The organism is Amycolatopsis sp. cg9, assembly GCF_041346945.1.
Classification (GTDB): domain Bacteria; phylum Actinomycetota; class Actinomycetes; order Mycobacteriales; family Pseudonocardiaceae; genus Amycolatopsis.
In genome coordinates this window covers 8,708,982-8,735,882 of record NZ_CP166850.1, presented here as the reverse complement: position 1 = coordinate 8,735,882, position 26,901 = coordinate 8,708,982, and the positions used below count along the sequence as shown (strand labels likewise).

Below are 26,901 nucleotides of genomic sequence, written 5' to 3'. Positions count from 1 at the left end.
GCGATGACGGACCTCCTCGAACCGGACGGCGAGCTGTGGCGGTGGGTCGTCGCGAACGGCGGCCGGCCGAAGGACTCCCTGTGGCCGCCGGACAGCGAGACCGACGCGCACGACCTCGCCCAGGCGTGGACCGACGCGGCGAAGGCGCTGCGCGACGCCGTCCAGAACTCCGACAAGGCCGCGGCCGGCGTGCGGGAGACGTGGACGGACGCGGCCGGGTTCGAGATGTACTACGCCGTCCACTCGCTGAACCACGGCGGCACCGGCGAATCGGGCATCGCCGACCTCGCCACCGCGATGGACGGCCTCGCGGCGCTGTGCCAGGACTACTCGAACAAGGTCAGCAGCGCGAAGTTCCTGATCCGGGCCTACGTCGCCCAGAACGAGGCGCTGTTCGCGCGCTGCACCAGCCTGGCGGCGCGGCTGGTGTTCGCGATCGCGGTGGCCGGTCAGGTCGCGAAGATCCAGACGGACCTCGCGGACCAGGTCGGCAAGCCCCCGGAACCGAAGAAACCGAAGAAACCGCACGGGTTCTGGGGCCAGGTCGGCGAGTTCTTCGCCGGCATCGGCGAGGGCGCCAAGGAGATGGTGCTCGGGTTCGGCGCGCTGGCGGGCTACGCCGACGGCCACTGGTCGTGGTCGACCGCCGGGCAGGCGTGGGGCGGGCTGGGCAAGTTCGCGCTGGCTGCCGCGACCTACAGCATCCCCGGCCTGTCGTCGATCGACCAGACGTACGGCCTGCCAGGTTTCGAGCGCGGCGCGATGGGCCGCACGCTCGTCGACGCCGGCAAGGCCCTGGTCGCGTGGGACGAGTGGAGCGACGACCCGGCCCGCGCGGGCGGCAAGGCGACGTTCAACATCGTCAGCTCGGTGCTGGGCACGAAGGGCGCGGGCGCGGCGATGCGCGGCGCCGGAGCGGCGGCGGCGGGCAGCCGCGTCGGCGCGGTCGCGGCGGCCGGCCGGGTGCTGGAGACGACCGGTTCGGCGATCACGAAGATCCCCACGGCCACCGAGGTGGCGGGCAAGGTCGTCCGCAAGATCCCGGGCGTCGAGGGGGCGCTGTCCCGGGTCGGCCTCGGCCGCGGCGGGCCCCACTTCGAGGAGCCGGCACCCCGCCGGGAAGCGGGGCGGTCTTCGGAAGATCCGCCGGGCGGCCCGCCACCGGAGAACGTGCCGAGCCGCCCGGCGAGCCGGGTGCCGGAGGAGGGGCCTCGGGTCGAGCGGCGGCCGGAGCACGACCCGGAGCGGGCGGTCGAGCACGTGCCTTCCGAGCGCGTGCCTTCTGAGCGCGTGCCGGGGCGGGTGGCTGAGGATGTGCCTTCTGAGCATGTGTCTTCTGAACGTGTGCCGGGGCGGGCCGTCGAGCACACGGCGACCGAGCGCGGGGCGGCCGAGCGTGCGCCGGAGCGGTCCGCTGAGCCCGCCGCGCGGCCGGGGTCCGTCGGCGAGGCGATGGGCCGGGAAACGCACGGGCCGCACGCCGCGGGGGAAGCGGGCCGTGGCGAGGCGCCCGCCGGGCACCGGAACCCCGAGCCGAAGGACACCGCGCCGTGGCGGGATGCGAAAGCAGAGCTGGACCCGGACACCCAGCGGGCGCACCTGACGGGTTCGCTCGCCCCGGAACGGGAAGCCCACGCCACGACCGGTTTGGACCGCGACCACTTCCTCGAACAGGAGCGTTGGGCGGGAGCGTCGTCACCCGAGCCGAAGACGCCGACGCAGAAGGTGGCGTTCGCCGTGCTCCGCGGCATCGGGGTGCTGCACACGGGCATCGACATGGCCGCGGGGCACGACCTGCTCGCCACCAGCAAACCGACCCCGCTGCACCCGCCCAAGGACCACAAACCGAAGGCGCACGAGGAGAAGGCCGAGCCCGCGCCGGAGTCCATTCCGGGCCCGAAGCCCGGCGACCCGGGAGTGCCACCGAAGCCCGGCGCGAACGCGGTGGCGCACGTCGACCCCGAGACGCTGAAGGTCGATCGCGTGGACCCACCGGCCGAGCCGCCGCCACGCCCGGCCCCGGCCGGTGCGACGCCGGAACCACACCCGGCACCGCGGACCGAGCCCGCAAGCCCGGCGCCCCGGGAACACCCGCCCGGCGACATCGAGAAGGCCATCAACCCGCAGGCCGCCCGCGAGCCCGGCTCGCACCCCGATCGCCCGCCGACCCCGGACGAGGTCAACCCGCACGCCGCCCGCGGGCCCGGCTCGCACGCCGATCGCCCGCCGGCTCCGGACGAGGTCAACCCCCACACCACCCACGACCCCGATCACCCGCCGACCCCGGACGAGGTCAATGCCCGCCACGCGGAACGCACGCCGTCCGGAAGCTCCTACCACGCCGGCGATTCCGACCTGGGCGACCTCCCGCACCGCGTAGCGCCCGATCCGGACGGGCGCTACACCGTCGACGTCCACGTCACCCCGGACGGCCACGCCCGCATCGGCGACCACCGCTACACACCCCGGGAATTCGCGGAAGTCCTGCGCCGCAACGCCGGCTACGACGGCGGGCCGATCCGCCTGATCGGCTGCGACGCCGGGGCCAACGCGTTCGCCCGCGGCCTGGCTCGCGAACTCGACACCGAAGTGCTGGCCCCGACGAAAGCCGCCTGGACCGACTCCCGCGGCCGCGTCTTCTCTTCCGGCTTCGAGGTCGGCCCCGACGGCAGGCTGCGCCCCCGCATCCCCCCGGACGGCGGGTGGACCACCCACCACCCGGACGGCTCGGTCCACCGCGCCGGCGACGACGGCTTCGCGCCCGGTTCCCACCGCGGCGACCCGCACGACATCGACCCGGACGACGCGGTGGAGCGCGGCCGGCGCCGGATCTCCGCCGAGCGGGTCGAGGTCGAGAACCGGCAGCCGAAGGCGTCGATGCAGGAGAAGATCAACGATCCCGGCTACCGCGCCAAGTACTACGACGGGCCGGACAGCAACGGCGAATTCAAGCGGAAGAACGCCGTGGAGTTCGACCGCGACGGCGACCGCGTCGAGAAGATCCGCGAGGACCCGGACAAGCCGGCGGGCGACCGGTTCGAGACGAAGTCCGACGACTACGTCCCCGCGGAATACCGGAACGACCTGCCGGAGCTCGAGCACAAGGCGACGCAGTCCCAAAAGGACCGGGCGCAGCAGCTGATCGACGAGCGGGCGGCGGCGAACGCGCACGCCAGGGATGTCGAATCGGACTACCGCGCGCACCGCGACGCCCGGACCCTGACCGATGAGCTGGAAGAACAGCGCGTGGCGGCGCACAAGGACCGGACCGACCACGGCGAGAAGCTCGGTGAGCACGCGGCCGCCGACGCCGTGGCCGACCGGTTCCCGCCGGAGCGGTACGACGTCAAGGAGCTGCCGGACCCGGCGGTCCACGGCGACAACACCCGCCCGGGCGGTGGGGAGAAGCCGGGGGCCGGCCGGTTCGACCGGATCTACGCAGTCACCGACCGGGCGACCGGCGAGACCCGGCACGTCATCGTCGAGGCGAAGAGCCCGAACGCCGAGCTGGGCACCCGCAAGGGCATCGACGGCAAGACGAACTTCGAACAAGGACATCCGAAATACGTGGAGAGCATCATCGAAGCCATGAAACGAAACGGGACACCCGCGGAAAAGGCGCTCGCGCTCGAGCTGGAGGACTCGGTGGCGCTCAAGACCGTCGACTATTCGGTGGCCCGGGCGCGCGTGCGCGAGGAAGCGGTCGTCGGCACCGACGGGAAAGCCGTCGTCGGCGCGGACGGCAAACCGGTGAAAAAGCCGGTGTACGGTGGCTACAACCTGAAGCACTTCGACCTGTCGATCAAGACGACGACCCCCAAGCCCTGAGGAAGAGACCGTCAACGTGCGTAGCGTGAGCCGGCACCCGGTCGACGGGGCCGTCGCCGAACAGGACCTCGAGCTCCTCGGACCGGGGCTCGAAAAGCTCCCGATGCTGATCGAGCGCAGCCCGGAAGGGCGCGGCCTGCGGCTCGCCCTGTCCCGGTCAATGGAGGAACTGGGCTTCCGGACGATCGGTGACCCGCGGGCCGACCGGCTCGGCACGTGGGCGGCCGCGGTGCACGCGATGCAGGCCGGCACCGCGTTGTTCCTCGCGGCGAGGCGGACCGAAGGCGAGGTCGAGTTCCGCTACGGCGAGGACACCCTGCGCCGGGCGGCGGTCGGGCCGAACATGGACGCCAACGCGGTGGTGTGGCTGGATGCGTTGTGGCTGGCCATGATCTGCCGCGAACGCCCCCGCATCGACGTCCTCGCCGCGATCCCGCCGGACCTCCTGCGCGCTTCCACGATCGAGTACGACGAGTTCGTCCACTCGTGGGTGGCCGCGCTGCAGACCTACTGGACCCGCGGTGACGGGCTCGTCGACCGGATCCTGTCGGCCATGGCGGGCACCGACCCGGCCGGGCTCCGCCTGCTCGACCCCGATGCCGTCCTCCAGCGGTACTACCCGCCGATCGAGATGTTCTTCCACCTGACCCAGCGGGACGACGCCGCGTTCAACGACTCCCTCCACACCGCGCTGGAACTGCACCGGCGGTACTGGTCCGCCGACGACCGGCGGACCAGCCCGTTCGGCTACGTCGCGCTGGGGCCGCTGGCCGTCGCCTGCCTGGCGCGCGACGCCGGCGTGACCATCGAGGTGGAGTCGGACTACCTGCCCGCGAACCTGCTGGCCGGCACCTGGACCGGCGAGCACTCGACCTGAGCGGCCGCCGCGGTCAGGACGTGCTCAGCGGGAACCGCAGCTCGAAGATCGCGCCGCCCTCGTCGGCGTTGTAGACCGCCAGCGTCCCGCCGTGCGCCTCGGCCACCCACCGCACGATCGACAGCCCCAGCCCCGACGACCCGCCCGTGCTCGCGAACCGGTCGAACGCGTCCTCGGTCAGCGTCGTGTCGATCCCCGGACCGTGATCGGCGACCGTCACCGTCCCGCCCGCCACCATCACGTGCACGATCGCCGGTGCTCCCGGCTGGCGGCCGTACCGCAGCGCGTTGTTCAGCAGGTTGCCGACCGCGCGCTGGACCAGTGCCGGATCGGCGTTCACCTTCGTCGGGGCCGTCGTCACGGTGACCTGGGCGCCGTCCGGTTCGGTGTCCTCGACCACGCCCGCCACGAGCTGGTCGAGCCACACCGGCTGGATGCTCAGCTGCTCGACGCCGGCCGCGAGGCGGGCGCGGACGAGGAGGTCGTCGATGATGCCGCCCATCCGGGCCGCCAGGCGGACCGTGCGGGGCAGCAGGTCCGTGCGCTGGGCCGGGTCGAGCATCGCCGTCTCCGCCAGCGCGCGCAGGGCCGCCACCGGGGTGCGGAGGTCGTGCGCGGTTTCGGCGAGCAGGACCTCCTGCTGCTGCAGCGCCGACGCCGCCGGGCGGATCGAGCGGCCGGACAGCACGTGGCCCGCGAACCCGAGCGCCGTGACCAGCAGGGCGCAGCCGCCGACCACGAGCAGGACGAACCGGGTGTGCTCGGCCGACACCGCCGCGGTGTCCTCGACCGCGACCACCGCGGCGAAGGGCTTGCCCGTCCGGCTGAGCAGCGGCTCCGCCCGGACCTGGACCAGTTCGCCACCGGAGCCGCGCTGGTAACCGGTCACGACCGTGCCGCCGCGCACCGCTTCGGTGGCCAGCCCGTCGAGCACCGGCGCGTCCACCGGCACGCACGTCCGCCGGGACAGGTGCGGCTGGAACCCGGACGCGCCGCCGGGCAGGATCGCGAACTGCGGGCACTGCTCGTTGAGCACGTCGGTGTTGACCAGTGCGAGGTCGATCGCGTCGTCGTAGCCGACCAGCCTGCTGACCGACGACGTGACGCGCAGCAGGTCGGCGTCGATCCGCTCGGTGCCCTGGTCGGCGTCTTCGCTGATCATGAACCAGGCGAACGCGACCAGCCCGATCGCGTTGACCGCGGTGAACAGCGCCGTCAACGCCCAGCGCAGCCGGCGCAGGCGGTCGGCCGACGAGCCGTTCACCGGCCGAGCCGGTAACCGAGGCCGCGCACGGCGTGGATCAGCTCCGGTTCCCGCAGCTTGCGGCGCAACCGCCGGATCGTCACGTCGACCACGTTGGACATCGGGTCGGTCGTGCTGTCCCAGCAGTGCTCCAGCAGCTCGGCCCGCTCCACCGGGTCGCCGCCGCGGACCAGGAGGTACTCCAGCACCGCGTACTCCTTGTTCGACAACGTGAGCAGGACGCCGGCGCGGCGCACCTCGCGGCGCGCGCAGTCCACCACCAGGTCGTCGTGCCGCAGCACGGACGGCCGGTCGAGCCCGGCGCGGCGGCAGAGGTTGAGCACGCGCTCGGTCAGCTCGGCCACGGCGAACGGCTTCACGAGGTAGTCGTCGCCGCCGTGCTCGAAGCCCGCGACCCGGTCGGCGAGCGCGTCGCGCGCGGTCAGGAACAGCACCGGGGTGCGCCAGCCTTCGACGCGCCGCGCGTGGACGTACCCGATCGCGTCGCCGTCGGGCAGCATCCGGTCGAACACGACGCAGCCGTGCCGCCCGGCGCGCAGGGCCTGGTCGGCGCTCGCGAGATCGCCCGCCACGTCGACGTCGAGGCCCGCCGCGCCGAGCCGCGCGGCCACCGCGACCCGCAGGTTTTCGTCGTCCTCGACGACCAGCACGCTTGTCATCGAAACCTCAGGTGCCCGGGGGAGAGTGGCCACATGCTCGAGCACGTTAACGCGTCGGCGGGCGAAGACCAGCGGATCCGCGGGATCTGGCAGGAACCGGCCGCGGCGGCCGGAGTGGAACGAGGGGATGGCGCGATGAACCAGGGAAGCGGGCTCAGTCTCGTCGAGGGGACCGGACCGGACGCGCTGCCGGACACAGCGTTCAGCGAGGTCCTGATCATGATTGCCGACACTAGTGCGGCCGCCGTCGGCGAGTTCCGCCGGATCGCCCACGCGAACCTGCGGGCGGGGGTGCCCTGCCGGGCGCTGTTCCCCGACTCGGCGCGGCTGTCGGGCACCGCGCGGGCGCTGGCGCTCGCCGGCGCGCGGGTGCGCACCGACACGGAGGTCCCGATGGCGGCGCTGGTGCTCGACCACCGGTCGGTCGTGCTGCCCGCCGACCGGGCGGGCACCGGGTCCGGCTCGGGGGCTCCGGGCGGCGGAGGTCACAGCGTCGCGGCGTTCCGGCTGCCCGGGATGGTCACCGCGACGGCCGGGCTGTTCGAGCGGGCCTGGCGGACCGCGGTGCCGCTCGGGCCGGCGGACCTGCCCGAGCCGGACGACGGCGAGATGCTGACCGCGCGCGAGCGGGACCTGCTGGTGCTGCTGTGCTCCGGCAGCACCGACGAGTCGGCGGCGGCGCAGCTGGGCATTTCGGTGCGCACGGTCGGGCGGATGGTCGCCGACATCATGAACCGGCTCGGCGCGCGCAGCCGGTTCCAGGCCGGGGCCAAGGCGGTCGACCGCGGCTGGCTGCTGGCCGAGGCGGGCTGATGCCCGGCCGGACCCTGGAGGTCGCGGCGCGGCCCGGCGCGTACGCGACGATCGGCGACGCACTGGCCGACGCCGGCGACGACGCCCTCATCACCGTCGCCGAAGGCACCTACCACGAGGTGTTCGACCTGGCGGGCCGGCGCGTGACGCTGGTGGCCGCGGACGGCGCGGCGGTGGTCGTCGACGGCGGCGGGGCCGACCGGCCGGTCTTCGCCGTCCACGGCGGATCTCTTGCGCTGCGCGGGATCGAGGTCCGCGCCGGGGACGCGGGCGCGATCTCCGCCGACGACGTCGCGCTCACCGTGCGGCAGTGCGTCTTCACCGGCGGGCGCGGCCCGGCGCTCCGGATCCGGGGGACCGCCGGGTTCGAGGTGACCGGGTGCGCCGTCACGGGCGGGGAACAGGGCATCGTCGTCGAAGGCGGCTCCGGCACGCTCGCCGACACCACGGTCGAGGACGTCACCGGCGACGGCGTCATCATCGCGATGGGCGCCGACCCGGTCATCCGCAACTGCGCGGTGACCGGGTGCGGGCTGCGCGGGCTGTACGTCTACCAGTACGCCCGGCCGGTCGTCGAACGCTGCGAGATCACCCGCACCGGCCAGGAGGGCATCGCGGTGGCGCACCACGGCGCGCCCGAGCTGTCCGGCTGCACGGTCCGCGACGCGCGGGGCGCCGGGATCGCGTTCGCCGCGGACTGCGGGGGCCGGGTGTCCGGGTGCCGCGTGGAGAACACCGCGGGCATCGCGGTGGCGCCGGGCGCGGCGACGACCGTGGTCGCGGCGAGCGATCCGGCGGCCCCCGGCGGCCTCGGCAGCCAGGAGCTGGACGACCTGCTGGCCGAGCTGGACGCGATGGTCGGCCTGCCGGGGGTGAAGGCCGAAGTGCGGGCGCTGGTCGACGAGCTGCAGGTCAACGAGTGGCGCCGGCGGGCCGGGCTGCCGGTCGGGCCGACCGGCCACCACCTGGTCTTCGCGGGCGCGCCCGGCACCGGCAAGACGACGGTCGCGCGGATCTACGGGAAGCTGCTGAAAGCACTGGGCGTGCTGCCGCGCGGCCAGTTCCGCGAGGTGTCGCGCCGGGACCTCGTCGGCCAGTACATCGGCCACACCGCGGAGAAGACCGCGGTCGTGGTCGAGGAGTCGCTCGGCGGCGTGCTGTTCATCGACGAGGCCTACATGCTGTCGAGGTCGGCGTCGGCGGGCGGCGACTTCGGCCAGGAAGCGATCGACATGCTCGTCAAGCTGATGGAGGACCGCCGCGACGACGTGGCGGTGATCGTGGCCGGCTACACCGCCGAGATGGCGGAGTTCCTGTCGGCCAACCCCGGTCTCGCGTCCCGCTTCGGCAAGACGATCGAGTTCGCCGACTACACGCCCGGCGAGCTGCTCGGCATCGTCGGGCGGCTGGTCTCGGCGGGGGACTACGAGCTGGACCCGACGGCGCACCCGGTGCTGATCGACTTCTTCACGCGCGCCGCGGGGGAACGGAACTTCGGCAACGCGCGGGACGCGCGGCGGCTGTTCGAAGGCATGCGCAAGGCGCAGTCGCAGCGGCTGCGGCGGCTGGGCCGGATCCCGGACGTGGGCGAACTGCGCGAGCTGCTCGCCGGCGACGTCGTGGCGGCCGCCGCACGCTAACGTGCGGGGGTGCGGGTGCTGGTGACCGAGGACGACGAAAATCTGCGGGTGGCGCTCGACGCCGCCCTCCGTGCCGCCGGGTTCGCGGTCGACACCGCGGCCGACCTGCCGGCCGCCGACGAGGCGCTGTTCGTGAACCCGTACGACTGCGCGGTGTTCGACCGGATGCTGCCGTCGGGCGACGCGCTGCGGTACGTGAGCGGGCGGCGCCGCGAAGACTGGCCGATGCCGGTGCTGTTCCTGACCGCGCGCGACAGCGTCGCCGACCGGATCGACGGCCTGCGCTTCGGCGACGACTACCTCGTCAAGCCGTTCGCCATGCCGGAACTGGTGGCGCGGGTGCGCCGGCTGTGCCGCCGCGACCTGACCAGCCGGCCGGACGTGCTGCGCTGCGCGGACGTCGAGCTGGACAACGGCAAGCACCGGGTGACCCGCGCCGGCGTGCTGCTCACGGTGACCCGCAAGGAATACCTCGTCCTCGAACGCCTGATGACCGCCGCCGGGCGGCCGGTCTCGCGCGCCGCGCTGCTGGCGTACGCCTGGGACGAGGCGGCGGACCCGGGGTCGAACGTGCTGGAGGTGGTGATCGGCCGCCTGCGGCGCAAGCTGCGCGACCCGGTGCTGATCCACACCGTCCGGGGCGTCGGCTATCGCATGACCGGGTGACCGGGCCGCGGTTTCATCGGAATTTCATGATCGCTCGGCAGCATTCCCCGCGTCGCGGTCATTCGGGCCGCGACAGCGCAAGGGGGTTGAAGTGAAGAAGATTTCGGTTGTGCTGACGGGCATTCTCGCGTCCGCGGGACTTGGCCTGCTTTCCCCGCCCGCGGCGCAGGCCGCGTCGTGCGACGGCACTTACACGATCGTGGTCGGCGGAACGGGGGACAACGATTCCAACGCTCCCTATTGGCAGGGCAACATCAGCCAGCGCGTCGGGTACCCGGCCCAGCCGATCGGCTACAACGCCCGCCAGGGCGTCAACGAGCTGAACCGGCTGATCCGCGACCAGCGCAACGCGTGCGGGGGCCAGCACGTCAAGGCGGTCGGGTTCTCGCTCGGCGCCGCGGTGGTGCACACGTGGGTGACCGAAAACTGGCAGACCTTCGACAACGTGAACGCCGTGCTCATCGCGGACCCGAAGCGGGCACCGGGGCCGGGCAACGCCGGGGCGGCGGGTCATCCGCTGATCGCGCCCATCGCCGGTTTCCCGCTCGCCGGGGTGGACGACTTCTTCGGGAACATCCCCACGTTGACGTTGTGCACCGACGACGTCATCTGCGACATCGACGCGGCTTCGGGCCTGCCCGGTTACCTGTGGGAAGGCAAGCACGGCAACTACAACTTCAACGTCGACGTCTATTCCGACGACGCCGGCGGCCAGTGGTACAACGGCGTCTACTACCCCTGATCCCACGACGAGCCCTAGGGTGAAAAGGTGAAGATGCGGGAAAAGCTGGAAGCGAGTCTCGCCCAGTCCCGGATCGCGTTGCCGTGGTGGGTGGCGGTCTGCACCAACGCGTTCACCGCGTTGCTGACCGCCACCGCCGTCACCCAGCGGGCGGGGGTGCTGCCGCCGCTCGTGCTCGTCCTGGTCGTGCTGCTCGTCGCGGCGACCAGCCTGGCCTGGCTGGGCACCGGCCGGATCCTGCCCGTGTGGACCAAGTGCGTCACGGTGGCCGCCGCGGTGGCGATCCTGCTGACCGAACCGCGCCTGCCGGACTTCGCGCCGATCGTGCTCGTGGTGCTGGCCGCCGAGGTGGCCTCGATCGCCCGGCCCGCGGTCGCGTTCCTGTTCCTCGGTCTCGACCTCGCGGTGCTCGGCTGGGCGGCGGCCGGGCCCGGGCTGACCGGGGCGGCGGTGTACCTGGCCGCGGTGCTGCTCGGGCACTCCGGCGGCTTCATGCTCCGCTGGTACGTCCGCGCGCTGGCCGCCGAGCGCGCCGGCCGGGTGGCCGAGCGGGAGCACACGATCCTGACCGAACGCCAGCGCATCGCCCGCGAGGTGCACGACGTCGTGGCCCACTCGCTCAGCATCACGCTGCTGCACCTGACCGGCGCCCGGCGCGCGCTGCAGCAGGACCGCGACGTCGACGAAGCGATCGAAGGGCTCACCGAGGCCGAACGGGTGGGGCGGGCGGCGATGACCGACATCCGCCGCACGGTCCGGTTGCTCTCGCACTCCCCGGCCGAACGGCACACGCTGCCGGGGGCCGGTGACATCGCCGACCTGGTCGACCACACCCGCGGGGCCGGCCTCGACATCCACTTCGAGCAGGAGGGCGACGCCGCCGACGTGCCCGACCTGGCCGGGCTCACGCTCTACCGCATCACGCAGGAGTCGCTCGCGAACATCGCCAAGCACGCCCCGCGCAGCACCGCCCGGATCCGGCTGCACGTCGGCCGGAACGAGGTCCGCCTCATCGTCCGCAACACCCTGCCCGACCGCCCGGCCGAGTTCGCCGCCGACGGCTCGGGCCTGACCGGGATGGCGGCCAGGGCCGAACAGATCGGCGCCCGCCTGCGCACCGGGCCCGACGGCGGCGACTGGCTCGTCGACCTCGCCGTTCCCCCGGCCGGGGTGGCCCGGTGACCGCGATCCGGGTGCTGCTGGTCGACGACCAGGAGCTGGTGCGCTCCGGCCTGCGCCGGATCCTGCGCGAGCGCGACGGGTTCACCATCGTCGGCGAATGCGGCGACGGCGCCGAAGTACCGGCGGCCCTCGCCGCGGCCGAAGCCGACGTCGTCGTCATGGACCTGCGGATGAAGCACGTCGACGGGATCGAAGCGACCCGGCGGCTGCGCCGGACCGGCGCCCGGCCGCCGGTGCTGGCCCTGACCACGTTCGACGACGACGAGCTGCTCGCGGGCGTGCTGCGGGCGGGCGCGGTCGGTTACGTCCTGAAGGACTCGCCCGCCGAGGACCTGATCCGGGCCGTCCGCGCCGTCGCCGCGGGCGACGCGTGGCTCGACGTCGCCGTCACCGCCCGCGTGCTCACCGCCTACCGGCACGCGGCCGCGCACCCCGAGCCGGCGCCGGGATCGCTGACCCCGGAACACCTCGAGCTGCTGCGCGCCGCCGGCCGGGGCGGCACCGACGCCGAAATCGCCGGCACGCTCGGCCTTTCCGAATCGGTGGTGAAGACCCGGTTCGCCCGCCTCCTGAAGGAACTCGGCCTGCGCGACCGGGCCGCGGCGGTCGTGTACGCCTTCGACCACGGCATCGTGACGGCCGCCCGGACCACCGCCGGCCCCCCGGCCCCCGCGCCCCGGCCGCCGGCGGCGAGGCTGCGGTTTTCGGTGCTCGGTCCGTTGCGGGCGTGGCGGGGCACGGCCGCCCTCGACCTCGGCCCGGTGCGCCAGCAGGCCCTGCTGGCCGCCCTGCTGCTGCGCCCGGACGTCGTGGTCACCGACCACGGGCTCCTCGACGACGTCTGGGGCCTCGAACCACCGGGAACCGGCACCGGCGTGCTGCCGACGTACGTGCTGCGGCTGCGTTCCTGCCTGCGCGCGGCCCACGAAACCAGCAAGGAGTCGGTGATCCGCCGCGGCCGCGCGGGTTACCTGTTCGCGAGCGACGGCGTCCGGACCGACCTCACGCGCCTGCGGGAGCTCGACCAGGAAGCGAAAGCGGCCGCCGGCACCGGCGACCTGGCCACCGCGGCCGAGCTCTGCGCGGACGCCATCGGGCTCTTCCAGGGCGAACCGCTCGCGGGCCTGCCCGGCCCCTTCGCCGAGGGCGAGCGGCTGCGGCTGCGGGAACACCGGCTTTCCCTGGCGCAGCGGAAAGCGGACTCGCAGCTGCGCCTGGGCCGGTACGCCTCGGCCGCGGACGAGCTGTCGACCGTGCTCGCGGCCCATCCCCACCGCGAACCGATCGCGGCGCTGCTGATGCGCGCGCTGTACGCCCGCGGCCTGCGGACCGACGCCTTGGCGGTGTACCAGCGGGTCCACGACCGGCTGGTGCGCGATTTCGCGGTCGAACCCGGCGCGGAACTGACCCGCACCCGCACGGCGGTGCTCGAAGGCGACGACCGGTCGCTCGGGTTCGCGTAACCGCCGCGGGTCTCAGCCGGTCGCCGCCGCGAGGCGCAGGCGGCCGTCGTGGACTTCGGCGATCCGGTCGGCCGCGGTGAGGTGGGCGCGGTCGTGGGTGACCAGGACCGTCGCGGTCGCCCGCTGGTGGGTGAGGCGGGTGAGGAGGTCGATGACGGCGGCCCCGCGGTCGTGGTCGAGGGCGCTGGTGGGTTCGTCGACCAGGAGGACCGTGGGCTCGTTCATCAGGGCGCGGGCGATGTTCACGCGCTGGCGCTGGCCGCCGGAGAGCTGGTGCGGGCGGCGGCCCGCCTGGGCGGCGAGGCCGACGGCGTCGAGCAGGTCCAGCGCGCGGGTGCGGGCCTTCGCCGGGGAGCGCCCGCCGATCCGGGCCATGACCTGGAGCTGTTCGGCGGCGGTGAGCGCGGGCAGCAGGTTCGGCTGCTGGAAGACGATGCCGATCCGGTGCCGGCGCAGATCGGTGCGCTCGCGGCGGGTCAGGCCGGTGGCCGCCGTGCCGTCGACGGTGACGGTCCCGGAGTCGGGGGTGATCAGGGTGGCGGCGACGGCCAGCAGGCTGGACTTGCCGGACCCCGACGGGCCGACCACCGCGGTCAGGCTGCCGCGCGGGACGTCCAGGCTGACCCGGTCGAGCGCGGTCAGGCGGGTGTCGCCGTCGGGGTAGGTGAGGGTGACGTCGGTCAGGGTGAGGCTCATCGGGCACTTCCCAGGGCGGTCAGCGGGTCGACGGAGGTGAGCCGGCGGACGGCGAGCGCCGCGCCGAGCCCGCCGAGCAGGACCAGCACGGCGGCCGGGACCAGCACGGTGGCGGGGGTGAGGACGAAGGGGACCGCGGAGCCGGCGAGCGCGGCTCCGAGTGCGGCGGCGAGCCCGGTGCCGACCAGGGTGCCGCCGCCGAGCAGGACGACGGCTTGGCCCAGCGCGTCCTTGAGCAGCACGGCCGTGGTGGCGCCCAGCGCCTTGAGGACGGCGATGTCGCCGCTGCGCTGGATCGTCCAGACGGTGAAGAAGGCGCCGATCACCAGCGCGGAGATGGCGAACAGGAAACCGCGCATCAGCTGCAGGGAACCGTTTTCGGACCGGTAGGAGCCGATCGCGGACAGGGAATCGTCCCGGGCGACCGTCCTGGTGCCGGCGGCGTGGTCGGTGGCCGCGACGTCGGCGCCGGCGGTGGTGGTCAGGGCGATCACGGTCGCGTCGCCGCCGGTCGGCGGGGCGATCGCCCGCCAGGTGTCGAGGGTGGTCCAGACGACGGGGGTGTGGCTGAAGGAGGCGTCGCCGGAGACCGCGGCCACGGTCAGCTGCCGGCCGGCCAGGGTGACGCGGTCGCCGGAGCGGACCCCCAGGCCGGCGGCGGCCGGGGCGGACAGGACCGCGGCGTGCGCGGTGAGCTCGCCGCTGTCCGGGGCGAGCGGGGATCCGGGCCGGACGCCGAACACGGAGACGCCGGCGCTCCGGCCGCCGGCCGCGGCCTTGGTGGTGGTGATGCCCAGCGGTTCGGCACCGGTGACCCCCGGCGCGGCGGACCACTGCCGCCACTGCGCCTCGGTGACGGTGGAGTCGGCGTAGGACAGGTCCTGGCCGTCGCCGGGGGCGGCGAAGGCGATCCGGTCGGCGGGCAGGCCGGTGACGGCGGAGACGTTCTGCTCGCCGAGTCCGGCGGTCAGCCCGGACAGCAGGCCGACCAGCAGGGTGATCAGCACGATGACGGTCCCCATCAGGGCGAAGCGCCCCTTGGCGAATTTCAGGTCTCTCCAGGCGACGAACACGGCCTCGGACTGTCCTTTCCGGAAGGGGAAGCGGGTCCCTCCAGCGTCGCCCCCGGCGCCCGGGTGGGGCATCCGGCGGCGGACGGCACTTCCCGGGCCGGACGACGGGGCGCGGGTTCCCCCTTTCGATAGAGGTGGTTCCCGCCGCGGCTCCGTAGCCTGGACGCACTGTGAACGCCGCCGCTCCTGCCTTGACCCCGACCAGCCGGGTGCTGACCTGGTGCCTGCACCTGCTGCTCGTCGCCCTGCTCGTGCTGGCGGCGGCGCGGGCGGTGGCGGGCGGGCAGCCGCGGGCCGGTGCGGTCGTCGCGGCCGCGGTGGCCTGCGCGGTGGTGTACGCGGCCGGGCCGCTCCTCCCGCCGGTCCGCGCGTCCCGGCGGGCCGCCGCGGGGTGGCTGGGGGCCGTCGGCGCCGGGTGGCTGGTCCTGGTCGTCCTGACCGCCGACGGGGTGTGGGTCGCCTTCCCGCTGTACTTCCTCCAGCTCCACCTGCTGTCCCGCCGGGCGGGCCTGCTCGCGGTGCTCGCCACGGCGCTGACCGCGATCGCGGCCTTCGCCGCGCACCAGGACACCGTCACCCCGGCCGCCGCGATCGGCCCGGCGCTCGGCGCGGCGGTCGCGGTCGCCGTGGTGTGGGGCTACCAGGCGCTGTACCAGGAGAGCGAACGACGGCGGCGCCTGATCGAGGAGCTCACCGCGGCCCGCGCCGACCTGGCCGAGGCCCAGCACACCGCCGGGGTGCTGGCCGAACGGGAACGCCTGGCCCGCGAGATCCACGACACCCTCGCCCAGGGGCTGTCCAGCATCCAACTGCTGCTGCGCGCCGCCGGGCGGTCCCTGCCCGATCCGCCGGGGAACGCCGCCCGCTACGTGGAGCAGGCTCGCCAGGCCGCCGCGGACAACCTCGCCGAAGCACGCCGCTTCGTCGCCGCCCTCAGCCCGCCGTCGCTCGACGGCACCACGCTCGCGGGCGCGCTGGAACGCCTGTGCGCCACCACCAGCACCCGCCACCGGATCACCGCGCGCTTCCACCTCACCGGCGACCCGGCACCGCTGCCGACCGCCCACGAGGTGGCATTGCTGCGCATCGCCCAGGCGGCGCTCGCCAACACCGTCCGGCACGCCGGCGCCACCACCGCCGAGGTCACGTTGAGCTACCTCGGCGACGAGGTAGCCCTCGACGTCGTCGACGACGGCACCGGCTTCGACCCCGGCGGGCTGCCGGTACCCGATCCCGGCGAAGGCGGGTTCGGGCTGGCGGCCATGCGCGCCCGCACCCGCGCACTGGGCGGCGCGTTCACCGTCGAGTCCACGCCCGGCGAGGGCACCGCGCTGGCCGCCCGGCTTCCCGTGGCCCGGCCCGCCGAGAGCCAGCCGGAGGTTCGCCCGTGAGCGGTAGCCCGATCCGTTTGTTGTTGGCCGACGATCACCCGGTGGTGCGTGCGGTGTTGGTGCCCGGGCTCGGCTTCGTCGTGGCCCGGTCCGTCGAGAGCCGGCCGGAGGTTCGCCGGTGAGCGGTAGCCCGATCCGTTTGTTGTTGGCCGACGATCACCCGGTGGTGCGTGCGGTGTTGGTGCCCGGGCTCGGCTTCGTCGTGGCCCGGTCCGTCGAGAGCCGGCCGGAGGTTCGCCCGTGACCGGCACCCCGATCCGCCTGCTGTTGGCCGACGACCACCCCGTGGTGCGGGCGGGACTGCGCGCAGTCCTTGAGACCGAACCCGGCCTCCTCGTGGTCGCCGAGGCCGCGACCGCCGAAGCCGCCGTGGCCCGGGCCGCCGGTGGGGACATCGACGTCGTCCTCATGGATCTGCAGTTCGGTGCCGGGATGACCGGTGCCGAAGCCACCGCGGCGATCACCGCGCGGGCCGGGGCGCCGCGGGTCCTGATCGTCACCACCTACGACACCGACGCCGACACCCTGCCCGCCATCCAGGCCGGCGCCACCGGGTACCTGCTCAAGGACGCGCTGCCCGAAGACCTGGCCGCGGCGGTGCGCACCGCCGCGGCCGGGCGCACCACCCTGGCGCCCACCGTCGCCGACCGGCTCCTGGACCGGATGCGCCGGCCCGGTGTGGCGGTGACCCGGCGGGAGATCGAGGTGCTCGCCCTGGTCGCCGACGGGTTGTCCAACCGGGCCATCGCCGCGCGCCTGCACCTCACCGAAGGCACGGTGAAGTCGCACCTGGCGCGCTGCTACACCAAGCTCGGCGTCGACTCGCGCACGGCGGCCGTCGCGGCCGCGACGGACCTCGGTCTCATCCGCCGCTGACCTTCCGCGCCATCCACTGCCACAGGTGGGTGCCCCGGGTGCTCGGGTCGTTGCGGGCGGCGTAGATCCACGACCAGTGGCCGGGGAACCGGTGGCCGTTCCACACGACCTGGTCGTAGAGCGTCAGCTCGGCGCGCGGGATGAGGTCGTGCGCGTGGACGGAGTTGGCCTGCGGGTCGACCGTGTCGTCGTCGCGCGAGGCGATGAGCCACGTGGGCGTGCGGATCGCGGTCAGCTCGGGGTCGGGGATCAACGGCGGGTCGCCCGCCTGCCGGCCGGCGACGACGCCGCAGATCGGGACCGAGGAGGCGAACGCCGTGGGGTGGACGGTGGTCATCTTCATGGTCATGTAGCCGCCGTTGCTGCAGCCGGTGACGTGGACACGCGCAGGGTCGATCGGGTGCGTGCGCCGGACGTCCTGGATGACTTCGTGGATGAGCGGGGCGAAGCGGGGGCCGTCGTCCATCCACGCGGCGGTGCATTGCGGGGCCACGACGTAAGCGCTTTCGAAGACCGCCTGGGCTTCCCGGGTGGTGAAGCCCAGCGCACCGCGGTTGGCGCGCAACGTGGTTTCGTTGTCGTAGTAGCCGTCGGGCAGGGAAGCGCCTTCCCCGCCGCCGTGGAGCCAGACGATCAAGGGGCGCCTGCCGCGCCGCTCCGAGGGTGCGTACAGCCGGTACTTCATGCCGGAACGCGAGGCGTGGTAGGTGAAGGCGTCGACTTCGGGGTTGGCCAGGCGGCCCTGGGTGAATCCGCTGAAGGTGACCGGCCGGCCGTGCCGGAGCCGGACGGGCGCGTGCTGCGTGACGGTGTAGGCGAGGTCCAGGCGGACGTTGCGGCCCTTGCCGTTGATGTAGCCGAGGGTGCCGCCGCCGGTCTGGCCTTCGCCGTGGCTCAGGTGCAGCACGATGTTCCCGTGGCGGTCGAGCCGCGCCGCGGTGACCGGCCGGTCGAGTTCGTAGCCGATGTCCTGGCCGCCGGTGTCGATCGGGCTGGTGGCCTTGGCGTGCACGCTGAACGTCGTGGTGGTGAGGCTCGCCGGGTCGATCGGCCCGAACCGGGTGGTGGCGAGGGTGAGCGAGGTGATCTGCTCGCCGCCGTCGAGCGTTTCGGCGTCGAGGCCGAACCCCACGCGGCCGGCCGGAGTGGCCCCGGCGACGCCGGGGAACGCGAGTCCGGCGGTGATTCCGGTGCCCGTGATCAGGACGGTGCGCCGGCTGAACGCTTTGACCATGCGAACTCCCTTGTCCGATGAAAGCGGTTCCATCGTCACGCAGATGCCCGGCGGCCGCCAGCACCCCGAGGTGACGCGGGCCACTTGAAACCCATACCCCGTAGGGGTATCTTCAGGCGCATGGAAAGCACTTACACCGTGACCGGCATGACCTGTGCGCACTGCGTGGCTTCGGTCAGCGAAGAGGTCCGCGCGGTCGACGGCGTCACCGACGTCGTCGTCGACCTGCCCACCGGAGCCGTCACCGTCACCAGCAGCCGGGTCCTCGAAGACGCGCGGATCCGCGCCGCCGTCGAGGAAGCCGGTTACACCTTCGCCGGGAAGTAGCCATGAACACCACAGCACGGCTCGCCGCGTTCGGGGGAGCGCTCGCCCTCCTCGCCGCCGGCGGGTTCGCCGCCGGGACCGCGACCGGCCCGGTCGCCGCCGCGACCGGGGAACCCTCGGAGCACGCGGAAATGGCCACGGAAATGGCCGCGGTCGAAGAACTGCCGGGCGGCCTCGCCGCGAGCGCGGCCGGCTACACCTTCGTCCCCGCCGGCGCGTCGCCGGAAGCGGGCCGGTTCTCGTTCACGATCACCGGCCCGGACGGCAGGCCCGTCACCGCGTTCGACGTCGAGCACGAGAAGAAGCTGCACCTCATCGTGGTCCGCCGCGACACCGCCGGCTTCCGCCACATCCACCCCGACCTGGCCCCGGACGGCACGTGGAGCGTTCCCTTGACGCTGCCCGCCGCCGGGTCCTACCGCGCGTTCGCCGACTTCGCGCCCACCGGCGGCAAGCCGATGACCCTCGGCGCCGACCTGTCCGTCGCCGGGGACTACCGGCCGGTGACGTACGCGCCCAGCCGCACGGCCCGGGTCGACGGCTACACCGTCGAGCTCACCGGCGACCTGACCGCGGGGAAGACGTCGCCCCTGGCGCTGACCGTCAGCCGCGACGGCGTTCCGGTCACCGACCTGCAGCCCTACCTCGGCGCCTACGGGCACCTGGTCGCGCTGCGCGAAGGCGACCTCGCCTACCTGCACGTCCACCCCGACGGCGAACCCGGTGCCGGCCCCCGGGTGCGGTTCGCCGCCGAGGTCCCCAGCGCCGGGACCTACCGGCTGTTCCTCGACTTCCGGCACGGCGGCGTCGTGCGGACCGCCGAGTTCACCCTCAGCACCGGCCACTGACCGCGGAAGGAGACGATCATGACCGAGATCGAACTCGCGATCGGTGGGATGACCTGCGCGTCCTGCGCCAACCGCATCGAACGCAAGCTCAACAAGCTCGACGGCGTCACCGCGTCGGTCAACTACGCCACCGAAAAAGCGCGGGTGCACGCGCCCGGGGGCGTCGACCCGGCCACGCTGGTGGCCACGGTCGAAGCCGCCGGGTACCAGGCGACGCTGCCCCGGCCGGACGAACCCGAACCGGCCGGGGACGACCCGGCGCGGCCGCTGCGGCAGCGCCTGATCGCCAGCGCCGCGCTCGCGGTCCCGGTGATCCTGCTCGCGATGGTCCCGGCGCTGCAGTTCACCTACTGGCAGTGGATCTCGCTGACGCTGGCGGCGCCGGTGGTCACCTGGGGCGCGTGGCCGTTCCACCGGGCGGCATCGGCGAACCTGCGGCACGGCACCGCGACCATGGACACCCTGGTGTCGATGGGCGTGCTGGCCGCGTTCGCGTGGTCGCTGTGGGCCCTGCTGTTCGGCACGGCCGGGACACCGGGGATGGTGCACCCGTTCGAGCTGACGATCGCGCCGTCGGACGGGGCGGGCGACATCTACCTCGAAGTCGCCGCGGGCGTCACGACGTTCATCCTGGCCGGCCGCTACTTCGAGGCACGCGCCAAGCGCCGCGCGGGTGCCGCGCTCCGGGCGCTGCTGGACCTCGGCGCGAAGGACGTCGCCGTGCTGCGGGGCGGCGCCGAAGTCCGGATCCCGACGGCCGAACTGGCGGTGGGGGACCGGTTCGTCGTGCGGCCGGGCGAAAAGATCGCCACCGACGGCGTCGTGGAAGAAGGCAAGTCCGCCGTCGACGCCTCGATGCTCACCGGCGAGCCGGTGCCCGTCGAGGTCGGGGAAGGCGACGCGGTCACCGGCGCGACCGTCAACGCCGGCGGCCGGCTGGTCGTGCGGGCCACCCGGGTCGGCGCCGGCACGCAGCTGGCGCGGATGGCCAAGCTCGTCGAGGACGCCCAGAGCGGCAAGGCCGAGGTCCAGCGCCTGGCCGACCGGGTGTCCGGGGTGTTCGTGCCGATCGTCATCGGGCTGTCGGTCGCCACGCTCGGCTTCTGGCTCGGTACCGGCGCCGGCACTGCGGCCGCCTTCACCGCGGCGGTCGCGGTGCTGATCATCGCCTGCCCGTGCGCGCTCGGCCTGGCCACGCCGACGGCGCTGCTCGTCGGCACCGGCCGCGGCGCCCAGCTCGGGGTGCTGATCAAGGGCCCGGAGGTGCTGGAGTCCACCCGCCGCGTCGACACCGTGGTGCTGGACAAGACCGGCACGGTGACCGCGGGACGCATGACGCTGACCGGCGTGCACGCGGCCGAGGGGGTCGACGAGGCCGAGCTGCTGCGGCTGGCGGGCGCGGTGGAGGACGCGTCGGAGCACCCGATCGCGGCGGCCATCGCCCGCGGCGCCCGCGAGCGCGCCGACCTCCCCGCCGTCGAGGACTTCACGAACGTGGCAGGCCTTGGCGTGCAAGGGATCGTCGACGGCCAGGCGGTCCTCGTGGGCCGCGCGGCCCTGCTCGAGGAGTGGGGCCGGCCGCTACCCGCAGGTTTGGCCGCGGTGAAGGCGGCGGCCGAGGAACGCGGGCACACCGCGGTCGCGGTGGCCTGGGACGGCGCGGCCCGCGGCGTCCTGGTGGTCGCCGACACGGTGAAGCCGACGTCGGCCGAAGCGGTCGCGCAGCTCCGCGCGCTGGGGCTGACCCCGGTGCTGCTGACCGGGGACAACGCGGCCGCGGCCCGTGCGGTGGCGGCGGAGGTCGGGATCGCCGAGGTGATCGCCGAGGTGCTGCCCGCGGACAAGCTCGACGTCGTCAAGCGGCTGCAGGACGAAGGCAAGGTGGTCGCCATGGTCGGCGACGGCGTCAACGACGCACCGGCGCTGGCCCAGGCCGACCTCGGGCTGGCCATGGGCACCGGCACGGACGTCGCGATCGAGGCGAGCGACATCACCCTGGTCCGCGGCGACCTGCGCGCGGCCACCGACGCGATCCGCCTGTCCCGCCGCACACTGCGGACGATCAAGGGCAACCTGTTCTGGGCCTTCGCGTACAACCTGGCGGCGCTCCCACTGGCCGCGGCCGGCCTGCTGAACCCGATGATCGCGGGCGCGGCAATGGCGTTCAGCTCGCTCTTCGTGGTCGGCAACAGCCTGCGGCTGCGCGGCTTCACCGGCTCGGGCGCCGCGAGGCCGTGATCGCGTCCGGTAACCGGGCCGCCAAGTGGGCGACCAGTTCGCTGGTCCGGCGCGGGATGTGGGCGTCGTCGGCCAGCAGGGCGTAGATGTCGGCGGGCGGGGTCGGCACGCCGGGCAGCACCCGCACCAGTGCGCCGCTGTCCAGGTGGGGCCGGACCTGCCATTCCGAGCGCATCACGATCCCGCGGCCCCGCAGCGCCCAGTCCGTGACGATGTCGCCGTCGTTGCTCGCCAGGCTGCCGCGCACCCGCACCTGCCGGGGGTGGGCGGCACCGCCGAAGCGCCACACGGCGAAGTCGCCCTCGTTCTCGCGCAGCACGATGCAGTCGTGCCCGGCGAGGTCCTCGATCCGTCCGGGGATCCCGCGAAGGTCCAAATAGGACGGTGCCGCGCACGGCACCCGGCGGTTGCGGGCCAGGCGGCGCATCCGCAGCGTCGAGTCCGGCGGCGTCCCGACGTGCACGGCGAGGTCGAACTCGCGCCGGTGCGGCCGCAGCGGCAGCGCCGAGGTGTGGAGCCGGACGCGCACCAGCGGGTGCCGCGCGGTGAACTCGCCGATGAGGGGCGCGACGTGCGCGCGGCCCAGCCCGGGGGTCGCCTGGACGACGATCGGGCCGCGCAGGTCGCCGGCGCGGTGGCCGACCAGGTCGTCGAGCTCCCGCACCTGGTCGAGGATCGCCTCGACGCGCGCGGCGTAGAGCTCGCCCTCGGCGGTCAGGGCGAGCCGCCGCGCGCCGCGGTGCACCAGCCGGACGTCGAGCCGTTCTTCCAGCGCTTTCAGGCGTTTGCTGACCACCGGCAGCGACACGTCCAGCTCGCGCGCGGCGGCGGTGAGCGTCTCGCTGACCGCGACCACGTGGAAGAACGCGAGGTCGTCGAGTCTTTCCATGGGAGAAAGGATAGGTTGCCGCGAGCGTTCTTGCCGGGGTGCCGGGCCGCCGTCCACAGTGGCGGGACCCCTACTGCGAGGAGCGTTCCGTGAACCACCGCATCGCGGTCATCCCCGGCGACGGCATCGGGCGGGAGGTCGTCCCGGAAGGCGTGCGCTGCCTGCGTGCCGCGGCCGACGTCCACGGCTTCGGGCTCGAGACGACGGAGTTCGATTTCGCCTCCGCGGACTACTGGCTGGCGCACGGTGAAATGCTGCCGCCGGACTGGCGGGAGATCCTTTCCGGTTTCGACGCGATCTTCTTCGGCGCGGTCGGGTGGCCGGACGTGGTGCCCGACCACGTGTCGCTGTGGGGCAGCCTGCTGAAGTTCCGCCGCGGGTTCGACCAGTACGTGAACCTGCGGCCGGTCCGGCTGCTGCGCGGGGTGCGCGCCCCGCTGCGCGGTCACGGGCCCGGGGACATCGACTTCCTCGTCGTCCGGGAGAACACCGAGGGCGAGTACTCCAGCATCGGCGGCCGGATCTTCGAAGGCACCGACCGGGAGACGGTGCTGCAGGAGACGGTGATGACCCGCACCGGCGTGGACCGCGTACTGCGCTACGCCTTCGACCTCGCCGCGGCCCGGCCGCGCAAGCGGCTGACGTGGGCGACCAAGAGCAACGGGATCTCGATCTCGATGCCGTACTGGGACGAGCGCGCGGCCGCGATGGCCGCCCGGTACCCGGGGGTGACCGCGGCCAAGGACCACATCGACATCCTCGCGGCCAAGTTCGTGCTGAGCCCGGAAACCTACGACGTCGTGGTGGCCAGCAACCTCTTCGGCGACATCCTCTCCGACCTCGGGCCCGCGTGCACCGGCACGATCGGGATCGCCCCGAGCGCCAACATCAACCCGGACCGCACCTGGCCGAGCCTGTTCGAGCCGGTCCACGGATCGGCCCCGGACATCGCCGGCCGGGGGATCGCCAACCCGATCGGCCAGATCTGGAGCGGTGCGATGCTGCTCGACCACCTCGGCGAACCGGAAGCCGCCGCCGGGGTCGTCGCGGCGATCGAAGGCGTGCTCGCCGAGCGGCCGGAGGTGCTGACCCCCGACCTCGGCGGCCCGGGGACGACCGAGGGCCTCGGGACGGCGATCGCCGAGCGGATCGCCGCCGGGCCGCGAGCCGCGTGACCGCTCGGCTCAGGAGCCCGCGAGCAGGTCGCCGAGGCCGCCCCGGGCGTCTTCGAGCACGAGCGCTTCGGCCTGCGCCGAGTCGCCGGCCCGCAGGGCGTGCACGAGCGCGCGGTGGGTCCGGTAGCGGTCGAGGCCGAACGTCTCGTCGACGCTGACGCGTTCGAGCACCCGCGAGCGCCGCTCCGGGTAGGAGAACACCCGGGTCTGGTCGAGGAGGCGGACGAGCACCGGGTTGCCGGCGCACGACTCGACGAGGGCGTTGAAGCGCTGCATGGCGTCGAAGAGCCGGCCGACGTGCTTCTCGACGTCCTGCCCGGACCCGTGGCGCTGCTGGATGAGGATGAGCAGGTCGTCGGCCTCGTCGAGGATCGCGTCGAGCCCGGCCAGCTGCTCGGGCGTGGCGTGCCGGGCGGCGAAGCGGGCCACCATGCCGCGCAGGCCGACCTCGACCTCGGCGAGGTCCTGGACGGCGACGCCGCCGAACATCGCGACCTTGACCGTGCGCGGGCCGGACCGCTCGAGGAGGCCGTCCTGTTCGAGGCGCCGGATGGCTTCGCGCACCGGCGTCGGGCTGACCGACAGCCGCTCGGCGAACCCGCGTTCGGTGACCTTCTGGCCCGGGCGCAGCTCGCCGGTGGTGATCGCGTCGCGGAGGGCCCGGTACACGCGGTCGGCCAGCGTGTCGGTCTGCAGTGTCTCGCCCATCATGCGTCCAGCCTACTGGCCATCGCAAAACTCTTTTGCAACTATTGACCATCTTGCTATAGCAAAAGTACGGTGGCCGCCATGTCCAAGGGAAGGTGCCGACGATGACGTTGACCACCCCGCGCGTCCGGCCCGGACGCATCACGTTCTTCGTGGCTCTGGCGGTCTTCGCGCAGGAGTCGACGTGGAACCTCTACGACTCGCAGGTCCCGCCGCTGCTGCGCGAGCACGTCGGCAGCGCCGCGCTCATCGGCGCGCTGATGGGCATGGACAACCTGCTCGGCATCTTCGTCCAGCCGTGGATGGGCAACCGCTCGGACGGCACCCGGACGGCGTGGGGCCGGCGCATCCCGTACCTCGTGGCCGGCATGCCGGTGGCGGCCGTGCTGTTCGTGCTCATCCCGCACGCCGCGGTCTCGCTGCCGCTGCTCGTCGTGGTGATGTTCGGCTACGCGCTGGTCGCGAACTCGTTCAAGCCGATCGCCGAGTCGCTGCTCCCGGACTTCATCGCCCCCGAACGCCGCAGCCGGGCCAACGCGGCGGTCAAGATCGCCTCCAGCATCACCGTGATCGTCGCCGCGCTGATCAGCCTCTTCCTCATCGACGACTTCCCGAAGCTGTCCTTCGCGATCCCGGCGGTCCTGATGCTGGTCTCCATCGGCGTGCTCGCCTGGCGGGTGCGGGACAGCGACTCCCCGGCCTACCAGGCCGCGCTCGAAGAAGATCGCGCCGGCCACACCGAAAACTCTCCGCGGGTGCGGATGCGGGACGTCCTGCTCGACATCCTGCGCGACACCGACCGCAGCCGGCTGCTGGTCATCCTGGCCGTCTTCGCGTTCGGCGGCGCGTGGTTCGCGTCGCGCTCCCTCGTCACCAACTACGGCATCGAGACGCTCGGCATGTCCCGCGGCGACTCCGGCGGCCTCACCCTGCCCAGCGGCCTGGCGTTCCTCGCGGCCGCCTACCCGGTGGCGCTGTTCGCCGAACGCTTCGGCCGGCTGCGGGTGATCCTGGCCGGGATGGCCGTGTTCGCCGCGGCCATGGTGCTCGGCACGGTCGTGCGGACGCCCACCGGCACGATCATCGCGATGTGCGTGGCGGCCGCGGGCGCGGCGGCGTTCATGGTCAACACGGCGGTCGTGCTGTGGAACCTCGCGCCCTCGGCCCGGGTGCTCGGGACCTACACGGGCCTCTACACCGTCGGCTGGTCGGGCGGCGGGTTCCTCGGGCCGGCGCTGGTCGGCGGCATGGTCGACCTGACCGGCTGGCCGTTCCTGCTGCTCGACATCGCGCTCGTCACGGCGATCGCGGTGCTCCTGGTCGCCCGCGTCGCCGTGCTGCAGCGGCGCCGCGCCGACGGGCGCGTCCGGTGAGCCGGGTCCTGGTCACCACCGACTACCTGCGCCCCGGCGACGAGGTGGACGAGTACCTGCGCGCCGCCGGGCTGGAAACCGTGTACGCGCCGATGGCCGGCAAGCGCGACCCCGAGCAGCTGGTCGAGGCGCTCGACGGGATCGACGCGGCGCTGGTGGCCAACGAGCCGCTGACGGCGGGCGTGCTGGCCCGCGCGCCGAAGCTGCGCGTCATCGTGCGGACCGGCGTCGGCTACGACTCCATCGACGTCGAAGCCGCCGCCCGCCGGGGGATCAGCGTCAGCAATCTGCCCGGCGTCAACGCCAACGCCGTCGCCGAGTACACCATGGGACTTTTGCTCGCCGGGGCGCGGCGGCTCGTGCAGTCGGCGTCCGGGGTAGCACGCGGGGAGTGGCCGCGCGAGGACGGGCACGAACTGCGCGGGTCGACCCTCGGGCTCATCGGGTACGGCGCTTCCGCGCGGGCGGTCGTGCCGCTGGCGCGCGCGTTCGGGATGACCGTCGTCTGCACGTCGAACCTGCGCGGCCCGGACGTCCGGTTCGCCGGGCTGCCCGAGCTGCTGTCCACTTCGGACTACGTCTCGGTGCACACGTCGCTCACCGAGCGCACCCGCGGGCTCCTGGACGCCGCGGCCTTCAAGCGGATGAAGCCGACCGCGCTCCTGGTCAACACGGCCCGGGGAGCGATCGTCGACGAGGACGCGCTCGCCGAAGCCGTGTGCTCCGGCGAGATCGCGGGCGCGGTGCTCGACGTCGTGCGTGAAGAGCCGTTGCCCGCGGGCAGTCCGTTGCGCGGGGTGGCCGGGATCGTCGTCTGCTCGCACCTGGCCGGGCAGACCGCCGAAGCGCGCCGGGCCGCGGGCCTGCGCGGTGCCGAAGAACTAGTCGCGGCCCTGGACGGCCGGGGCCGGCACATCGTGAACGGAGCGGAATGAGGAA

24 protein-coding genes are annotated in these 26,901 nt (G+C 73.6%); 17 read left to right on the top strand and 7 right to left on the bottom strand.

Annotated features, from left to right (window positions below; translation table 11 throughout):
* Positions 1-3: 3 nt before the first annotated feature.
* Together AB5J73_RS40125 and AB5J73_RS40120 are read left to right on the top strand one after the other, a co-directional pair.
* Positions 4-3,828: a hypothetical protein gene (locus AB5J73_RS40125; protein ID WP_370964216.1), complete on the top strand. Its 3,825-nt coding sequence runs from the start codon at positions 4-6 to the stop codon at positions 3,826-3,828.
* A 25-nt stretch (positions 3,829-3,853) separates the two neighbouring features.
* The gene (locus tag AB5J73_RS40120; protein WP_370964214.1) at positions 3,854-4,705 is read left to right on the top strand and encodes an immunity 49 family protein; all 852 of its coding nucleotides are present in this window, start codon (positions 3,854-3,856) and stop codon (positions 4,703-4,705) included.
* A 13-nt stretch (positions 4,706-4,718) separates the two neighbouring features.
* Here AB5J73_RS40120 and AB5J73_RS40115 read toward each other — a convergent pair whose 3' ends face one another.
* A complete protein-coding gene (locus AB5J73_RS40115; protein WP_370964212.1) occupies positions 4,719-5,969 on the bottom strand; it encodes a sensor histidine kinase in 1,251 nt (416 codons plus the stop codon).
* Positions 5,966-6,628: a response regulator transcription factor gene (locus tag AB5J73_RS40110; protein WP_370964210.1), complete on the bottom strand. Its 663-nt coding sequence runs from the start codon at positions 6,626-6,628 to the stop codon at positions 5,966-5,968. The genes AB5J73_RS40115 and AB5J73_RS40110 overlap by 4 nt, the downstream gene beginning before the upstream one ends.
* A 33-nt stretch (positions 6,629-6,661) precedes the next feature.
* Here AB5J73_RS40110 and AB5J73_RS40105 point away from each other — a divergent pair, with 33 nt between their 5' ends.
* The 6 genes from AB5J73_RS40105 to AB5J73_RS40080 all read left to right on the top strand — a co-directional run bounded on the left by AB5J73_RS40105 (position 6,662) and on the right by AB5J73_RS40080 (position 13,134).
* Positions 6,662-7,441, top strand: a complete 780-nt coding sequence (locus AB5J73_RS40105) for a response regulator transcription factor (RefSeq protein WP_370964208.1) — start codon at positions 6,662-6,664, stop codon at positions 7,439-7,441.
* On the top strand, positions 7,441-9,081 hold the full coding sequence (locus AB5J73_RS40100) for a right-handed parallel beta-helix repeat-containing protein (protein WP_370964206.1): 1,641 nt from the start codon (positions 7,441-7,443) through the stop codon (positions 9,079-9,081). The genes AB5J73_RS40105 and AB5J73_RS40100 overlap by 1 nt, the downstream gene beginning before the upstream one ends.
* A gap of 9 nt (positions 9,082-9,090) precedes the next feature.
* On the top strand, positions 9,091-9,747 hold the full coding sequence (locus AB5J73_RS40095) for a winged helix-turn-helix domain-containing protein (protein ID WP_370964204.1): 657 nt from the start codon (positions 9,091-9,093) through the stop codon (positions 9,745-9,747).
* Positions 9,748-9,838: 91 nt separating this feature from the next.
* On the top strand, positions 9,839-10,489 hold the full coding sequence (locus AB5J73_RS40090) for a cutinase family protein (protein ID WP_370964202.1): 651 nt from the start codon (positions 9,839-9,841) through the stop codon (positions 10,487-10,489).
* Between the two features lie 33 nt (positions 10,490-10,522).
* On the top strand, positions 10,523-11,671 hold the full coding sequence (locus AB5J73_RS40085; RefSeq protein ID WP_370973469.1) for a sensor histidine kinase: 1,149 nt from the start codon (positions 10,523-10,525) through the stop codon (positions 11,669-11,671).
* Positions 11,668-13,134, top strand: a complete 1,467-nt coding sequence (locus AB5J73_RS40080; protein ID WP_370964200.1) for a BTAD domain-containing putative transcriptional regulator — start codon at positions 11,668-11,670, stop codon at positions 13,132-13,134. Before AB5J73_RS40085 ends, AB5J73_RS40080 begins: the two co-directional genes overlap by 4 nt.
* Positions 13,135-13,146: 12 nt before the next feature.
* On the opposite strand, the gene AB5J73_RS40075 is transcribed toward AB5J73_RS40080, so the two are convergent.
* Together AB5J73_RS40075 and AB5J73_RS40070 are read right to left on the bottom strand one after the other, a co-directional pair.
* Positions 13,147-13,830 carry an ABC transporter ATP-binding protein gene (locus tag AB5J73_RS40075; RefSeq protein ID WP_370964198.1) on the bottom strand — a complete coding sequence of 228 codons (684 nt, stop codon included), beginning with the start codon at positions 13,828-13,830 and terminating at the stop codon, positions 13,147-13,149.
* The gene (locus AB5J73_RS40070; RefSeq protein WP_370964196.1) at positions 13,827-14,903 is read right to left on the bottom strand and encodes an FtsX-like permease family protein; all 1,077 of its coding nucleotides are present in this window, start codon (positions 14,901-14,903) and stop codon (positions 13,827-13,829) included. Before AB5J73_RS40070 ends, AB5J73_RS40075 begins: the two co-directional genes overlap by 4 nt.
* 191 nt (positions 14,904-15,094) lie before the next feature.
* Between AB5J73_RS40070 and AB5J73_RS40065 the strand changes: the two genes are divergently transcribed.
* From AB5J73_RS40065 to AB5J73_RS40055, 3 genes are all read left to right on the top strand, one after another.
* Positions 15,095-16,294, top strand: a complete 1,200-nt coding sequence (locus AB5J73_RS40065; protein WP_370964194.1) for a sensor histidine kinase — start codon at positions 15,095-15,097, stop codon at positions 16,292-16,294.
* Positions 16,291-16,416, top strand: coding sequence for a hypothetical protein (locus tag AB5J73_RS40060; protein WP_370964192.1), 126 nt, complete (start codon positions 16,291-16,293; stop codon positions 16,414-16,416). The genes AB5J73_RS40065 and AB5J73_RS40060 overlap by 4 nt, the downstream gene beginning before the upstream one ends.
* 118 nt (positions 16,417-16,534) lie before the next feature.
* Complete coding sequence (locus tag AB5J73_RS40055; protein WP_370964190.1) at positions 16,535-17,170, top strand: response regulator; 636 nt, start codon at positions 16,535-16,537, stop codon at positions 17,168-17,170.
* Here the strand turns inward: AB5J73_RS40055 and AB5J73_RS40050 are convergent.
* Complete coding sequence (locus AB5J73_RS40050) at positions 17,157-18,404, bottom strand: prolyl oligopeptidase family serine peptidase (protein WP_370964188.1); 1,248 nt, start codon at positions 18,402-18,404, stop codon at positions 17,157-17,159. The genes AB5J73_RS40055 and AB5J73_RS40050 overlap by 14 nt on opposite strands.
* A gap of 120 nt (positions 18,405-18,524) precedes the next feature.
* Between AB5J73_RS40050 and AB5J73_RS40045 the strand changes: the two genes are divergently transcribed.
* Genes AB5J73_RS40045 through AB5J73_RS40035 form a run of 3 tightly spaced genes read left to right on the top strand, consistent with a single transcriptional unit; the run spans position 18,525 to position 21,817 of the window.
* On the top strand, positions 18,525-18,731 hold the full coding sequence (locus AB5J73_RS40045) for a heavy-metal-associated domain-containing protein (RefSeq protein ID WP_370964186.1): 207 nt from the start codon (positions 18,525-18,527) through the stop codon (positions 18,729-18,731).
* Between the two features lie 2 nt (positions 18,732-18,733).
* Positions 18,734-19,579, top strand: coding sequence for a hypothetical protein (locus tag AB5J73_RS40040; protein WP_370964184.1), 846 nt, complete (start codon positions 18,734-18,736; stop codon positions 19,577-19,579).
* Between the two features lie 18 nt (positions 19,580-19,597).
* The gene (locus tag AB5J73_RS40035; protein ID WP_370964182.1) at positions 19,598-21,817 is read left to right on the top strand and encodes a heavy metal translocating P-type ATPase; all 2,220 of its coding nucleotides are present in this window, start codon (positions 19,598-19,600) and stop codon (positions 21,815-21,817) included.
* Here AB5J73_RS40035 and AB5J73_RS40030 read toward each other — a convergent pair.
* Positions 21,789-22,706, bottom strand: coding sequence for a LysR family transcriptional regulator (locus AB5J73_RS40030; protein ID WP_370964180.1), 918 nt, complete (start codon positions 22,704-22,706; stop codon positions 21,789-21,791). The genes AB5J73_RS40035 and AB5J73_RS40030 overlap by 29 nt on opposite strands.
* An 89-nt stretch (positions 22,707-22,795) precedes the next feature.
* Between AB5J73_RS40030 and AB5J73_RS40025 the strand changes: the two genes are divergently transcribed.
* The gene (locus AB5J73_RS40025) at positions 22,796-23,881 is read left to right on the top strand and encodes a tartrate dehydrogenase (protein ID WP_370964178.1); all 1,086 of its coding nucleotides are present in this window, start codon (positions 22,796-22,798) and stop codon (positions 23,879-23,881) included.
* Positions 23,882-23,890: 9 nt separating this feature from the next.
* Here the strand turns inward: AB5J73_RS40025 and AB5J73_RS40020 are convergent, their stop codons facing one another.
* Complete coding sequence (locus tag AB5J73_RS40020; RefSeq protein ID WP_370964176.1) at positions 23,891-24,592, bottom strand: GntR family transcriptional regulator; 702 nt, start codon at positions 24,590-24,592, stop codon at positions 23,891-23,893.
* A gap of 101 nt (positions 24,593-24,693) precedes the next feature.
* On the opposite strand from AB5J73_RS40020, the gene AB5J73_RS40015 reads away from it, so the two are divergent.
* A complete protein-coding gene (locus tag AB5J73_RS40015) occupies positions 24,694-25,962 on the top strand; it encodes an MFS transporter (RefSeq protein WP_370964174.1) in 1,269 nt (422 codons plus the stop codon).
* Entirely contained in the window at positions 25,959-26,897 is a 939-nt protein-coding gene (locus tag AB5J73_RS40010; protein WP_370964172.1) for a phosphoglycerate dehydrogenase, read from the top strand. Before AB5J73_RS40015 ends, AB5J73_RS40010 begins: the two co-directional genes overlap by 4 nt.
* Positions 26,898-26,901: the final 4 nt, after the last annotated feature.

Coding starts and splice junctions, on each gene's coding strand:
- AB5J73_RS40105 (WP_370964208.1), top strand. CDS start 6,662: ATGCTCGAGCACGTTAACGCGTCGGCGGGCGAAGACCAGCGGATCCGC.
- AB5J73_RS40030 (WP_370964180.1), bottom strand. CDS start 22,706: ATGGAAAGACTCGACGACCTCGCGTTCTTCCACGTGGTCGCGGTCAGC.
- AB5J73_RS40085 (WP_370973469.1), top strand. CDS start 10,523: ATGCGGGAAAAGCTGGAAGCGAGTCTCGCCCAGTCCCGGATCGCGTTG.
- AB5J73_RS40015 (WP_370964174.1), top strand. CDS start 24,694: ATGACGTTGACCACCCCGCGCGTCCGGCCCGGACGCATCACGTTCTTC.
- AB5J73_RS40125 (WP_370964216.1), top strand. CDS start 4: ATGACGGACCTCCTCGAACCGGACGGCGAGCTGTGGCGGTGGGTCGTC.
- AB5J73_RS40110 (WP_370964210.1), bottom strand. CDS start 6,628: ATGACAAGCGTGCTGGTCGTCGAGGACGACGAAAACCTGCGGGTCGCG.
- AB5J73_RS40035 (WP_370964182.1), top strand. CDS start 19,598: ATGACCGAGATCGAACTCGCGATCGGTGGGATGACCTGCGCGTCCTGC.
- AB5J73_RS40050 (WP_370964188.1), bottom strand. CDS start 18,404: ATGGTCAAAGCGTTCAGCCGGCGCACCGTCCTGATCACGGGCACCGGA.
- AB5J73_RS40040 (WP_370964184.1), top strand. CDS start 18,734: ATGAACACCACAGCACGGCTCGCCGCGTTCGGGGGAGCGCTCGCCCTC.
- AB5J73_RS40075 (WP_370964198.1), bottom strand. CDS start 13,830: ATGAGCCTCACCCTGACCGACGTCACCCTCACCTACCCCGACGGCGAC.
- AB5J73_RS40045 (WP_370964186.1), top strand. CDS start 18,525: ATGGAAAGCACTTACACCGTGACCGGCATGACCTGTGCGCACTGCGTG.
- AB5J73_RS40020 (WP_370964176.1), bottom strand. CDS start 24,592: ATGATGGGCGAGACACTGCAGACCGACACGCTGGCCGACCGCGTGTAC.
- AB5J73_RS40100 (WP_370964206.1), top strand. CDS start 7,441: ATGCCCGGCCGGACCCTGGAGGTCGCGGCGCGGCCCGGCGCGTACGCG.